The 14,330-nt window shown below is 43.7% G+C and carries 9 protein-coding genes; 5 read left to right on the top strand and 4 right to left on the bottom strand.

Going from position 1 to position 14,330, the window contains the following annotated elements; translation table 11 throughout:
* Positions 1 to 224: 224 nt before the first annotated feature.
* Entirely contained in the window at positions 225 to 890 is a 666-nt protein-coding gene (locus tag Q1A86_RS17390; protein ID WP_299809381.1) for a response regulator transcription factor, read from the bottom strand.
* The gene (locus tag Q1A86_RS17385) at positions 883 to 3,981 is read right to left on the bottom strand and encodes a two-component regulator propeller domain-containing protein (RefSeq protein ID WP_299809378.1); all 3,099 of its coding nucleotides are present in this window, start codon (positions 3,979 to 3,981) and stop codon (positions 883 to 885) included. Before Q1A86_RS17385 ends, Q1A86_RS17390 begins: the two co-directional genes overlap by 8 nt.
* 368 nt (positions 3,982 to 4,349) lie before the next feature.
* On the opposite strand from Q1A86_RS17385, the gene Q1A86_RS17380 reads away from it, so the two are divergent.
* Positions 4,350 to 4,979 (top strand): hypothetical protein, encoded by a 630-nt coding sequence (locus Q1A86_RS17380; protein ID WP_299809375.1) that lies wholly within the window; start codon positions 4,350 to 4,352, stop codon positions 4,977 to 4,979.
* A complete protein-coding gene (locus Q1A86_RS17375; protein WP_299809373.1) occupies positions 4,979 to 7,420 on the top strand; it encodes a hypothetical protein in 2,442 nt (813 codons plus the stop codon). Before Q1A86_RS17380 ends, Q1A86_RS17375 begins: the two co-directional genes overlap by 1 nt.
* A 256-nt stretch (positions 7,421 to 7,676) precedes the next feature.
* Here the strand turns inward: Q1A86_RS17375 and Q1A86_RS17370 are convergent, their stop codons facing one another.
* Positions 7,677 to 9,266: a glutathione synthase gene (locus Q1A86_RS17370; protein ID WP_299809370.1), complete on the bottom strand. Its 1,590-nt coding sequence runs from the start codon at positions 9,264 to 9,266 to the stop codon at positions 7,677 to 7,679.
* Between the two features lie 350 nt (positions 9,267 to 9,616).
* Here Q1A86_RS17370 and Q1A86_RS17365 point away from each other — a divergent pair, with 350 nt between their 5' ends.
* Positions 9,617 to 10,060 carry a DUF1090 domain-containing protein gene (locus Q1A86_RS17365; protein ID WP_299809367.1) on the top strand — a complete coding sequence of 148 codons (444 nt, stop codon included), beginning with the start codon at positions 9,617 to 9,619 and terminating at the stop codon, positions 10,058 to 10,060.
* A gap of 391 nt (positions 10,061 to 10,451) precedes the next feature.
* Here Q1A86_RS17365 and Q1A86_RS17360 read toward each other — a convergent pair whose 3' ends face one another.
* The gene (locus Q1A86_RS17360; protein ID WP_299809363.1) at positions 10,452 to 11,534 is read right to left on the bottom strand and encodes an AI-2E family transporter; all 1,083 of its coding nucleotides are present in this window, start codon (positions 11,532 to 11,534) and stop codon (positions 10,452 to 10,454) included.
* Between the two features lie 325 nt (positions 11,535 to 11,859).
* Here Q1A86_RS17360 and Q1A86_RS17355 point away from each other — a divergent pair, with 325 nt between their 5' ends.
* Positions 11,860 to 12,879, top strand: coding sequence for a YafY family protein (locus tag Q1A86_RS17355; protein ID WP_299809360.1), 1,020 nt, complete (start codon positions 11,860 to 11,862; stop codon positions 12,877 to 12,879).
* A gap of 58 nt (positions 12,880 to 12,937) precedes the next feature.
* Positions 12,938 to 14,140 (top strand): cell division protein FtsZ, encoded by a 1,203-nt coding sequence (gene ftsZ, locus Q1A86_RS17350; RefSeq protein WP_299809357.1) that lies wholly within the window; start codon positions 12,938 to 12,940, stop codon positions 14,138 to 14,140.
* Positions 14,141 to 14,330: the final 190 nt, after the last annotated feature.

Genomic DNA, 14,330 nt, shown 5'->3' with positions numbered 1-14,330 from the left:
AATCGACTGCCATTTAATCAAACTAGCTAACTTTAGCGGGCTAAACTATCGGGGAATCCCTGATATTTACCTAAGCACTAAAGCGTACAAACAATGATGATGGAGAATTCAAAAATATTTGAGGGAGAAGCAGGGCAATGGTTAATGCAAATCGCTAGCGGAATTAAAAGATCACTAGCGTTAAATATATTGTTGATATGTGGAATGATTTAGCGCTAACAGAGTTAATGGGGCGCCTCATTAAGGCAAATAAGCTTGGCGCGAAGAGCAAATCGCACGAGTCCGGCAATATCAAATATATTAAGGCGGGACATAATATGGGCGCGATGGGTCTCAACGGTTTTAATGCTCACGTTCATGCGTTCGCTTATCTCTCTTGTTGAAAAACCTTCGGCAATTTGTTGTAAGATCTGCCTTTGACGGCTTGTAAGCAGTTTTATTAAGTCGCTGTCTTGATTGTTATCTCCCCTTAGTTTGCTGACCATCTCCAGATCAATATTTTTTCCTATGTATTGTTTGTCGCTGATCAACGTAGAAATAGCGGTTTCGAGTTCGTCGACGGCGGATTCTTTCATTAGGTAACCGTGGCTGCCTATGGTGAGGGCTTTTGCAACGTATTCAACGTCGCTGTGCATCGACAGCATCAAGATTTTTGTCTTGGTCTTCATCTTTGTGACACTACGTGCAACCTCCAGTCCGTTCAGTCCGGGCAGAGAGATGTCTAAAATCAACAGTGTCGGTTCGTGGGTTCGCAATAACGACAAGGCTTCTATGCCGTCACCAGACTCTTGAATGACTTCAACATTGGCTATCGACTCGAGTAAACTGCGGATCCCTGCTCGGACTAATATATGGTCGTCGACGAGTATAATTGTTATTTTTTCAGACATTAGGGATCACCACCTTAATTATTGAACCATTACCGATACTTGAGTTAAGTATCAACTTTCCTGATAACGAATGTACTCGCTCTTCCATACCCAGCAGCCCCAGATGAATACCACTAAAGGTATTTTGTTTCACGTTATCGACGTCAAACCCTTTGCCGTCATCTTTTATTTCTATGAATAACTGCTCACGATGAAAGCGGAGGCTGACAAAAATCTGATTGGCCTCTGCATGTCGAATAGCGTTATTGACCGACTCTTGAATGATCCTGAATACGTTAATAGTGATCCCTTGATTAACCATAGGAAAATCATTGCTAACGTTAAATTTGATTGGGTTAGCGATTAACGCTGACATCTTTTCAAGTTGAAGCTTAACCCCGGCAACGAGACCTTCATCATCTAAGAGTGCGGGGCGTAAATTAAAAGAGATGGCGCGCATCTGTTGGATCATCGTATGAGTAATTGAAATAGCGGAATCGATGCGTTCTTGCTCTTGATAGTTAAACTTTTTATAGAGCTGAAGATTGATTTTTGTTGCCGTTAATGTTTGCCCAAACTGATCATGTAATTCTCTCGAAATGGATTTTCGTTCCTCTTCTTTAGCGTTTTGTATTTGGGTTGCTAGACTTCTAAGCCCTTGATAAGCGGTGCTAAGTTGTTGTTCGCGATGGTTAACTTCATCGAGTGCAATTTGCTTCTGCTCTTGTAGCGCCTGTAGTCGCGCCGTGTGTTTTTTCCAACGGGCAAGGCGCATTTTATGAAATGCAATAAACATCAGTATGATGACGCAGACAAATGCGATTCGGTTCGAGGTCTTCATCCACCAGGGCGGCACTATCTGAACATTGAGCCTTGCGGGAGCACTCCACTGGCCATTATTACCTTTGCCTCTGACTTCAATCGGGTGAAAACCTGGGTCTAGATTAAAGAATGTCATCTGATTGCGGTTGCTTAATGTCTGCCATGGACTTGATGGCGTTAAGCGATATTGATAGTCATGACTCTTTTCGGAAAAATCTAACAATGAAAACTCTAAGGTGAGGACTTCGCCCCAAGGCAGTGATAGCTCAAGCTCGCTCGGGATCCCAACATTTAGCAGCGGTAAGGGCAAAGACTCATGTTCAATTTTGGTAAACTTAATCGGGGCAGGGAGCTTAGGAGTGATTATTTGGTTACGCTCAATACTAATCACACCATTGATGGCACCAAAGTAGCTGTAGTCGCTACTCTGTGAGCGGGCATTTTGTGAGAAACTACCGACATGAAAAAGTTGATCATCAGCTAAATTAAATACTGTCTGTTGCGATGGGTTAAAAAAAGAGATGCCTTTTTTTGTTGTTAGCCACAAATTGCCATCTAGCTCAGGTGTTATCGAGATAATGCTTTGCCCCACAAATCCAAGACGCTCGTTCACGGCTTGGAATCCTTCCACCTTATTGTCGCTATCAAAGACGATTTTACTTAAGCCACCACCGTCGGTTCCCACCCAAATTTGTTGCTGGCTGTCTATGGCGAGATCTGTGATATAAAAATGGCTCAGTGGCTGTTCGAGTTGAGAGTTTGGTTTAAATCTTTGGCAACTCCAGTTGTTTGTCTGGCATAGGTTTAGGCCGTTTGAGCGGGTTCCTACCCAGATCTCATCACCATCGACGAGCAGAGAGGTGATGTAATTGCCACTTATGGATTCTTTATCGGCACTCTCATGGCGGTAGGCGGTGAATTTTCCGGTATTTGGATTGAAGTGGTGTAGCCCTGTGCCACCTACACCAATCCACAGGTTGCCATCTAATGCGGGTTCAATGACTCTGACATAACCTTTGCCGATTGAATTTGGATTACTGGGTTCGTGTTTAAAGAAGGCTAACGTTTCGCCTTGTGCCGATAACTGCCACAAGCCTTGCGATGTACCCACATAAAGTTGACCACTTGTTAGCTGCGCGATGCTGTGTACACCTTCGATTAAATGCGGTGGAAGAGAGGAGCCCACCTTTATAATTTGTCCTGAATACTGATCTAACCAATGTAAACCTGTGCCTGATGTGCCGACCCAAGTTTTGTTATTGCGCTTGTCTGTGTAAAGGGCGCTGATATTTCTAATGGCGGGGAGCGATTTATTATCGGGTTTAGTGATTAATGACACATAGGGGACTTTAGGATCTATCCGCTGTATTCCAGCGCCCCAAGTGCCAACAAAAAGCGTGCCTTGTCGGTTTTCAACTATGCTGGTGGCGGTTCCTTTAGCGGCTTGTGGCTTTTCATGACCACTAAGCAATTGATCATTGAGTAGATCTAACACCATAAGGCCGTATCCACTTGTGCCAATCGCGAGGGTATGTTTTTGGGTCACGTGAAGATTGATGATAAGTGGCTGCGGTGTAGAAGAAGGCGTTAAATAGACCTGCTCAACGTTATCGCGTTGGGGATTCATTTTTAGCAAGCCATTACGACTCCCAAGCCAAAGGGTTTGCTTGGTATCTTCTGTGATGGCAAATATGTCGTCATGACCGCCATCTGGCAGAGCGACTTGAATAAACGCTTGCTGCACACTGTCCCAATAAGCGAGTCCCGCCCCTATGGTGCCAAGCCACAACCGCTGCTTGCTGTCTAAGAAGAGCTTATAAACATAATCATTGGGTAATGACGTGGGATCGCTAGCTTCATGATAGAAGCGGGTTATCTCTCCAGTGCTGATGTTTAACCTGTTTAAGCCTATTTGAGTCGCAATCCACAGGTGTCCATCAGACCCTTCTACAACGTCATAGACACTGTCATTACTGATACTATTTGGCTTATCTGATTGGTGGCGGAAATGGGTAAACCTATTGCTGCCTGCTTCATACTTATTCAGGCCGCCACTATTTGTCGATACCCAGATGGTGTGATCACTACTTTGATAAATATTGCGAATGTCTAGCGCGCTAAGGCTATTTGCTGTGCTGGGATGGGGGATATGTTTTTGTACTTGGTAGCCGTCGTAGACAAACAGCCCATTCTTAGTGCCTACCCACATAAAGTCTTGATGATCTAAAAGTAAGGCTAAAATAATGTCTTCTTCCAAGCCGCTATTAAGGCCTATTCGGCTACTCTCCAAACTTGAAAAAGCCTTACTCTGTAAGGGAATTAGGCTGATAGCTAGTATTGACGTGACTGTCAGGATGTAGGCTAATTTCGATAATGCTTTGTTCGAAATATTATACAAATCAACTCTCCCGTTCTTCGTTACACCGATATTCAACCGCGATCTAAGTGATGTTACAAGGTATCGATGTAGCAAATAATAAGCAAATTTAACTTTTAATTAACTTTCGCTTGGCTGTCGGTTGGCTTTGGATCTGTTTCAGAAAAATCAGGGTTTCCCCGATATTTCACTCAATCATTTTCAGGTACGGTTATTAATCAGTAGCGATTCTACTCACATATAACGAATATCTACTCATAAATAACAAATAAGGACGGTGTATGAAACTCAAGCAAAGTATTGCCAGCGTTACAGCGCTGCTAACAGCTTTAATCCTGTTAGCACCCATGGCGCAAGCGGCAAAATTAAAATCTCAAAATCTTACACAATTAATTGATTCCTCAGAAAGTATTATCTCTGGGCAAGTAGAGAAGGTAACCGACGGTTTAACTGACAAGGGGATCCCCTACACGGAAGTCAGCATTAAGATCGGTAGTGCGGCAAAAGGTCAGCACGCTAAAAACTCTACTTATACATTTCGTCAATTTGGTTTATTAAAGCCTCGTGTAATGTCAAACGGTCGACAGATGCTTGCAATGGCACCTGAAGGCTTTCCGCGCTGGAATAAAGGGGAGACAGTTATCGCCTTTATGTACAAGTCAGCAAAGCAAACAGGTTTGCGTACGACTGCTGGTATGGCTCATGGAAAGTTCAACTTAGTGAATGGCAATGTTGTTAACGAGTTTAATAACGAGGGGATCTTTAACGATGTGGAGTTTGCTCCTGGCTTATTAACTCATGAAGAACAAAATATGATGACGAACCCTACGGCTATCAGTGCAACTTTCTTTATGAGTGTTGTTGGGCGCGCCGTTTCGCAGCAGTGGATTGACAATGGGAAGATGAAATAATGAAACTATCTAAATCTACACTGGCAATAGCCATGTTTTTAACGTCTGGCAGTGTCATGGCTGCTGGCCCACTCTATACCACTGATAGCGCAAATCCTCAGCCCTATAGATGGGATACATCAGCAGGATCTATTCCGGTTTATGTCGATGGCGGCGCTGCGTTTACTTTTGATTATGATGGCAGTGTTTTCCTGTCAATTGACCGTGCAAATGAAATCACCCAATTTGCTTTCGATCAGTGGAATAATGTTGAAACATCAACTTTTGAGGCCAACATTGCGGGCACGATAGAGGAGCAAGTTGGTATTGCAGATGTGACTGGCGCCAACGCTGCTCAAATTTATACTGTTGAAAACGGATATGGTTTTTATGTCTTATATGATACAGATGGCAGTATTTTAGAAGACTTTTTTGGTATACCTAAATCAGCCGTACTCGGCATCGCCTTTCCTGAATGGGCTGACGAAGACGGTACTATCACAGAAGCAACTGCCGTGCTGAATGGCTGGAATGTTTATGTACAAGATACTGATGGCGATCAGGTTGCTGGGGTATTTACCCATGAATTTGGCCATGCATTGAACTTGTCGCACTCGCAGACAAACGGCCAATTGGCTTATTTAAGTTGGCCTGGAGCGCCACTTTATCCAGGTGTTGCGGGCTGTGATGTTGAGGCTATTCATGATTATGAATATCCAGCAGATTGGGGAGGCAACCCAGCCGATCCCGATATTATCGAAACCATGTTCCCGTTTATTCGTCACAATGGTGCTGGCGGTGTGAGTCAAAGTACGGTGAATGTACTTGATGACCGAGTGTCGATTTCGAACCTTTATCCAACTGCCGAATATATGAGCCAGTTTGGCTCTATTGAAGGCACACTAAGATTAAAAGACGGTCAAACAGAATATAGTGGAATTAATATCATTGCCCGTAATGTCAATGATCCGCTTTTTGATGCTGTATCTGCTCAATCTGGTAATTTAACTCAGGGTAAGATTGGGCCTGATGGTTCATTTAAAATCAATGGTTTAACTCCTGGGCAAAGTTATGTTTTATATACAGAAGAGATCCATCAAGGGGGCTATCCAACTCGTCAAACTCCTTTAGTTTCAGTTGCAGAATATTGGAATGAAGCAGAAGGGAGTAACCCCGTAACCGATAGTGCCTGTGACGTGACTGCAATTGTTGCTGAAGCCGGTAAGACGAAACAAGCCGACTTAACCTTTAATGGCTACAGTGATGGTATCGAATTTAGACCGATTGTGAATGCGCATCTAACGGATCTGGCTAAAAATGGTCGTTCTTCTATGGGTGTGATTAACGGGATCGGTTTTACATGGGAAGAGAATAAAGATTTTACTATCCTGCCTGAGTACATCTCTGCAAGTAGTGGCAAGATGAACCGTAACGGTAAGAAGTTATTGGTTAACTCTGACTTAGATGGTAATGGCGTTAGCGCACCAGCGATTTGGACTAGCGCAAACGGTGCTATGTCTTTAGGTGATTTCACCGGAAACGCATGTGGTGGCTCTGGTATGGAAGGCACGCAAGCGGCATCTGCTTGGGATATCGATGATGCTGGTAATACAGTAGTCGGACTAGCCTACAAAGATGTAAATAACAACGGCTACTGCACCGAATATGGTAAAGGTGAGATGGTTCCCTTTATTTGGACACCCAAAGCCGGTATGCATGAGCTAGATACTCGTGACGTTAACTGGGATTACTATAGCTGGGTCAGAGCGCACTCTATCTCAGGTAATGGTGAGGTTGTGCTTGGATCCGCTGACGGTTGGGAAGCTGTAGCTTGGATCAAAGAAGGAAAAATGATCAACCTTTATGAAGAGGCTGGAGCGACGGAATCTCATGCTGCTTCTTACGATGGTAAAACCGTTGCCTTAGGAACGATAAATGGTAACGCCTTACTGTGGGACCACACTAAGAAAGGTGATGCGGCATTTACTGATATCGGTGGCCTGACTTGGTGCGAAGACATTCCATTTTTATGGTGGGGCCAAGACTTGTGTGAACTCGAGAGTCCAGAATGGGTGCAAAGTACGTTTGGCGCAGTACCGACTCTACCGTTTGATATGAATGATGATGGTAGCGTTATCATTGCACGAGCGGGTGACTTTTGGGCTGGGTTTGTTGGTGCCATCTACATCGACACCATTGGTTGGATGCCTCTACCTGAATTTTTCGCAAAGCAGGGAGTCATGGAAGCTGAAAATGCTTATATGAACAACCCACTATCGATCAGTGGTTCAGGTTCTGAAATGGTAGGAGGGATTGCAGGTGTGCCTATGTCTTACCATGTGAACATGGATCAGGTATATGTTTGTGAAAATGGACAATCGGTGAAAACAGGTTTCCCTAAAGGCTTAATCAATAAGGTTAACGCTGGGGCTGAGTTTGGCCGATGCGAACACCTTGATTAATGCTTTAACTTGAAAAATGCCACTCAAATTTGTTTGAGTGGCTTAATTATGATGGTTCGCCTCAACCTTACGGCTTTTCAAACACGGAGGCGGACCATCTGATTGAACCTCTGCATTGTCTGGATTGACAATATTCAAAATCTTCGGTTGTTTATATGTAATGCTAAGTATTAGTGTTTAACGTTTAGCGGCAGTCTCTAGAACTTACACTCGCCCGTTAATTGTTGTGTTCATATCTGTAGCTAATCACTAAACACTAATCAATAAACACTAGCGAATCCAATACGCCCATGCCGCTGTGTACGCCACCTTCGGTGCTGCGGGCTGATTTACTTCTTATCAAATATCCGGCGTAAGCTATTTTATCTGTAATTTGCTCGTTTACACCGTGAACCTCTAACGGTTTAACATCAAACTTTTCAACAGCTAATGTCTCAACTTCTAGCTTTTTCACATCTATCGCAGGCTTGCCGTCAATATGCACGGTAAACATGCCAATTTCGCTGATGAGATCGTCTACTTTTTGTAGCTCACCTTTACGCACGGTTAATGCGGTCGTTGCTCGTGCACTCGGGTGCAGTCTACGCATTAGTGACCAGGCTTGGTATTCGTGGGGTTGCAATGCAGCAAGTTTTGGCAAAATGTCGTCTCCAAATATGCAGTGGCCGCCACCTTCACCTTGGTTTTTTAGTACCCAATCATTGTTGCTGCCATTCGCTACTATTGCGGCGCTGTCTTTAGTGACGGCAATCATTTCACCGAGTAATTCCTTAACGGCTATTGCCTCATCAATGTTTAAGCCAAAACGGGTGAGGGTACATGGCTCCATTGAAGACAATAACATTTGTACCCGTTTGCTGGTGGCCAATTGTTGACTAACCGTGGCGTTAACGGCAACGCGGTGTTTTTCAATAAAGATACGGGTTTGCATTAATGCATCACAGCACACTCGGCTGATGATGTCGTTGGCGTGGTAGTCACAATATTGGTAGCCTGCGCGTAAATATACGGTATCGATTGCGCCGACACCGTCGAGTAACAATCTATGGTTATCGCCAGTTTTAAGTTTACCGTGCAACTCTCTAAACGTGCGTCTAATGGTTCGTATGCCTTTAGATTGCAGGGCGTGTTCTAGTAGGTGTTGATCGTAAACATTGTCTTCACCAGCTTGCACAACCATTAAAAAGGTTGGCGCGTTCGTGGTGTTATCAATTGAAGATTGCTCAATGGCAGCAAACTCAGCATTAATTCTATGTGTGGCGTTAGCTATGCCTTGGGCTAAGTTCTCTAGCGCGTGGTTGGCAACGAGCTTCCCTGTTGTTGGCGTTGACCACTCACTAAAGGCTTCTGGCGCTTGTAACTGCAAAAACTTGTGTAGCTCATGCACGCGTTGACCGAATGGGCCCATGCCTGCGGCGATACCGTTAAACTCAATCAGTTTTGGACCTAAGCTGGCATCATCCATAAAGTCGCTGCGCATAATTAATAGCGGTAAGCGCTTAGCACTTTGCGACTCTTGCTGATTAGGTTGATGAGTAAGTTGCTGATTAGGTTGGTGAATCGCCTGATGCATCTCTAATAAGGCATTAAAGAAAGGATCGCCTTTGGTGATCGGCGCGATCGCTTGGTTAAGAAACTCAGCATCTTCGGATGCAAAATGAACTAACTTGCCCAATAGGCCTACCGATGAGGTTAGCTTTTGATAGCGCGCTGTCGAAATAGGTGTTGGCGTTAAACTAAAAGCAGTGTGTACGGCAGAATATGGCGTGGTTTTTAGCGCCATACCATGGCTTAACGCCCACTCAATGGCATCTTGTGAAGCTTGTTTGCTTGTGTCGTTAATCATGGTGTCCGCCGCTAATTGTTTAATGGGTTCTTGATAAGACAGAACTAAAAATCGCTTTTTATCGTCATTGTTAATGACGTTGTTAATGACATAGTTAACTTCGATCTGATGCTGCTCCTTAGCACTTTACTCTATCCTTATGAAGTTTCTGTAAAAGTCGAAATATAGGCGGCTATCTGATGCTTGTCAATTCTTGTTTCGAATAAAGTCGAAATAAATATGAAGAGGAAAACAATGCATTTGATGAGGATTTAAAATAGCCATAAGTGGACGTATGTTGATGGAGTGTCTATATACGTATAGCAGGATAACGTATACGGGATCCGCAATGATTAATAAATGGAGATATTATGATGAAAAACAAATCCTCTCGCGCTGCGTTAGTCGTTGCTATGACGGCTTGCACATTGAGCCTTACACTTGTGCCAAAACTCGCTTTTGCTGATCATCATAAAGATTGCAGCACTATGGTTGGCTGTGACAAAAAGAGTTGTGAGATAAAAAAGCAAATTACCATGGCAAAGGCTCATGGCAACACAAATAAGGTAGCGGGGTTAGAAACCGCGTTAAAAGGCGTTGAGTCCAATTGTACTAACGATGGCCTTAAGCAAGACTTAACTACTGAGATAGCTGAAGTAAAACAACAAATTGATAAGTACGAGGCTGACTTAAAGGAAGCCGAAGAAGAGAGTAACTTAGATAAAACCTATAAATATCAACAAAAGCTATTGAGTGAAAACACTAAGCTGAAGCAACTTGAGCAGGAGCTATCAAGTTTGGACGGGAGCAAGTAGCGGCCATATTTTATACCTGTCATTTGTAAATAAGATTTTCAAATGACAGGTATTATACCAATCAGTATAAGAAGTTGATCTACTCAGAGCGTTTTTGGCAAACTAATTCAAGGCGAATAATTGAAAGAATGGTTGCTCCCTTGTGAAGTTATTCAACGCAGAAGTAGGCAGCCAAAAACGCTCCAGAATGGCGAGTTTTAGTGGCTCTGATACTGCGACTCTTAATAAACAAAGAGGGAGCTTAAACGTAGAATAACTATGCTCTGCACTCGTTGCAAACCACATGGATGTGGTGAATGTCATTAATGCAGGAGCATTTAATGACCTTGTCTCAGTGCCGCTAAACTCTCGCTGAGCGACCAAATCTTTATACTAATTGGTATTATGTTGTTTACTCTTTATCTTGCTGTTCAATAAAGTCTTTAAACTCAATCTCATATAACCGAGCCAGAACCAAGGTTACGGCAAATATAATAGGGCCATAGACTAAGCCGATTAGTCCAAACAGCTGCAAACCGCCTAGTAGTGAGAAAAATAACAGTAAGGTACTCATACCTGTATTACCTTGCATGAGCCAAGGTCTGAGAAAGTTATCAATCGAGCCAATAACCACAACCCCCCAAACAATCAAAAAGAGTGCCCATTGCCAGTCGCCGGTTATAAACAAATAAATTGAGGCAGGTAACCAAATCATTGCGGTTCCAACAAACGGGATAAAGGAAGCAAAGGCCATCATACTGCCCCAGAATAACCCCGAAAATCCGGCTAACGACATGGCTATTCCGCCGAGCGCGCCTTGGGCTAATGCAGTAAGAAATGCACCTAATACGGCAGACTTAGCAACCACACCGACTTCATTAAAGATAAGCCCTTGCTGTGAGCGAGATAATGGAATGATGTGGCGGGTGTTATCGATGATTTTCTGTTGATCTCGTAAAAAGAAAAACAATACAAATAGCATCAATCCAAAATCTAAAACCGTGTCCGCTACATCGCCGGCAATGCCTGTACTAGCAGTTAATAAGCTGCTGCTCAGTTGCGTTACTTTTCCGGCAGCTTGTTGCACGAGTTCATCTATCTTAATTGTGTCGAACGGCAGCCACTTATTCAATAAGGCAATGCCATGTTGAATATAGGGATGAGCAAGAAAGCTTTTTGCTCCGCCGTCAGTTAACCAAGCATAAGCATTAGTCATGAAGTTGATGCCTTCATTCATAATGGCCATTGCTACAAACAGTAATGGGATCAGCACCATCACTGTCACCAATGTACACGAAAACACGGAGGCCATATTCGGGCTGTTAGGCATGCGCTGTTGAATCCGAGTATGGATTGGGAGAAATAATATCGACACGATAAATCCGAGTACTATCGAGCCTAAATAAGGGGATATGAGTAAATAACAGGCATAAAAGGCGATCGCTAAAGCGAATAATAAGACTAAGTGGTGCGGTTTGAGTTTAAGGCCACTCATTAAAAAGGCTCCCAAAAATATCAGTAAGCTAAGGCATTAGCAGTACGTTTACTTGTGATTATGGGCTACAGCAGCATTTAGTCAACGCTAACAGTGGCTTCGGGCGTTATCTATCTTTGATGACGTGATAGATCTCGAGAATATTTATAATAGTCACTGAGGCATTAGTTACTGTGGCTTGAGCTGTTCATCGAACTTTTCATAGCGTGTGGATGACTTTTAATGATTTGGATATAAAATATTACCCCTGCGTCAAGATATGTCGCAGCTGTGTATTATGCTAATCGCTCAGCAAATTAGAGAGCTTTTGATCAGAGAATTTTTGATGCAAACCAATATCGAGCGCCAAATCGCTATGCTTGAGCAAATACCGCGTTACCCTAGAAAGTTTACCGCCAAGGAGATCACTGAAAAGCTAAAAAATCGTGACTATGACATAGGCCTAAGAACCGTGCAGCGAGAGCTAAAAGCCATGTACGACATGGGGCTGTTTGGCTTAGTGATGGATGATAGGTGCAAACCATTTGGCTGGTCTATTGCGGCTTGCTGGCGGGGTCTTAACTTAACCTTGATGGATCATCATATGGCATTGGCGTTTCATACGTTAAAGCACAACGCCAAGCAACTGTTGCCGCCTAAAAGTTTACAGCAGCTTACCCCTTATTTTGAACGTGCCGATCAAGTTTTAGGTACGGATCCGGATAATCCCTGGCTGTACTGGGCGCTTCGCGTCGCCCAACTGCCAGCACCTTTGCCTATTACCTACGACGATCACGATCCTCACGCATTAGAAATTGTACAAGATGCGCTGTTAAACAAGCGACAAATAGCCTGCGAAATTCAACGATTTATTAAAGGCAAAAGTTATTGGATAGACTACCGACCGATTAACCCCGAAGGGATAAAAATCTCGGATGGGATCATCATGCTGGCATTTACTGTGGGAAAGACACATATAAAGCGCTATGCAAAACCCATTAACTTAATGCGCAATATTCGCTTACTCGATAGTGATGCGATCACACGTGATGATTTTGATATCACGCTGACCGGCGAAGTAAGCGCCACAACGCCGATAGCTCTAGAGTTACTGCTTTCGCCGTCGGCCAACTTTATTCAGCGCAACGCCAGACTGAGTGAAGATCAGCAGATTGAACGACTGGCAAACGGCTATTATCGTCTCAATGCGAGCGTGTGTGATACACCAAGATTAAGAGAGTTTTTGTGGGCCATGGCTGATAGCGTAGAAGTCGTTTCTCCGCCAAAGCTTCGTGATCATTTCACCCGGTTGATCGGTAAAGTAAATACGCAATATCAAAATGCTACGACCGAGTCTGTCGCATAGCTAGGTTAATCTCCTCGGTACTATCTAAGTCAAATGACAATACCTAGGAGAAGGGCAAATGTTCGATTTGCATACTCAAAATAACCAAGCACCACGAATAGCCGTATTTGGTGTTGGCGGATGTGGTTGTAATTCAATTAATCAACTCAGTCAGTCCGTGTTAGCTGACAATGTACAGCTTATTGCGGTTAACACTGATGCACAGTCTTTACATGTCTCACAGTGCAGTACCCGACTACAGATTGGCCTTGAGGCAACCAAAGGCTTAGGAGCCGGTGCTAGACCACAAAAAGGCTATGACGCCGCTGCAGAGTCAGAGGCTGAGCTTAGAGAATACATTGAGTTGGCAGATATTATCTTTATAACGGGTGGAATGGGCGGCGGTACGGGTACTGGCGCCATTCCTTTTATGGCATCAGTCGCGACTGAGCTCAATAAACCTTTAGTGGCTGTGGTGACCACGCCATTTAATTTTGAAGGCCATCAAAGAGGGTTAATGGCGAAAAAAGGTGTGGATGAGCTGATGCAGCATGCCAACGCGGTAATCGTGCTGCCTAACGATCAGCTGGTTAAGACACTGGATAAGAAGGTCAGTTTAGTTAACGCCTTTTATGAGAGTAACCGCATCTTGCAAGATGTATTACAGGGGTTAACCACGACCATTAGCCAGTCTGGTTTGATTAATATTGATCTCAATGATTTTATCGCTGTGGTGAGTCACCAAGGGCGCGCGGCAATGGGAGTGGCCAGACAGATGGCAGGCGAAGATCTGCAACAGACCATCAATAAGGCCCTTAAGAACCCCCTGTTAGAAGAGTGCGATCTATCTAAGGCGCAAGGTGCGATTGTAAGTGTGATGGCAACAGAAAATATTGAGCTTAATCAGTACAATAGTATAGGTGAAACGCTGCAGGAACAGCTTGATCCCGCTGCGCTGGTGATTATTGGCCTCACCATAGTCCCAGATCTGGATTGTGAGCTTGAGTTGATGGTGATTGCAACAGGTATGCAAGATGAGGCTGACAGCTTAAACGCTTATGTAGAGCAGGCCTTGGTAGATCAGTCTTTACTAAATCAGCTCCTAGTCGAACAGCAAAGACCAGCAGGTGGCAAATCTCATAATCACCGTTTTGAATCATCTGAGCTGTTAAATTTACATGACTTTTTAAAAGAGAAGTCGGTAAGGGAAAAGAGCTGTGACCAATTTACAACGGAGCTTGAGATCCCAACTTATACCCGTAATCAAAAACGAGTTTACTGATGGCTTAAAGCATATTACATAAGAAATAAGGCTTATGACATAAGGCTAAGACTTGAGCTTCTGTTGGCTCAACTCGAATTAATTAGGAGTCGCCCTGAAGCTTGCTTTAGCGCGATAAAGCTTGAACGGGTTTAGTCTATGAAAGCGTTTAAACAAGATAACCCCGTACGGGGCTATCAATTGTTTAAGC

This window comes from uncultured Shewanella sp. (assembly GCF_947497935.1).
GTDB lineage: Bacteria > Pseudomonadota > Gammaproteobacteria > Enterobacterales > Shewanellaceae > Shewanella.
Note: the sequence above shows the minus strand (reverse complement) of the source record. Positions and strands in the feature narration are given on the sequence as shown.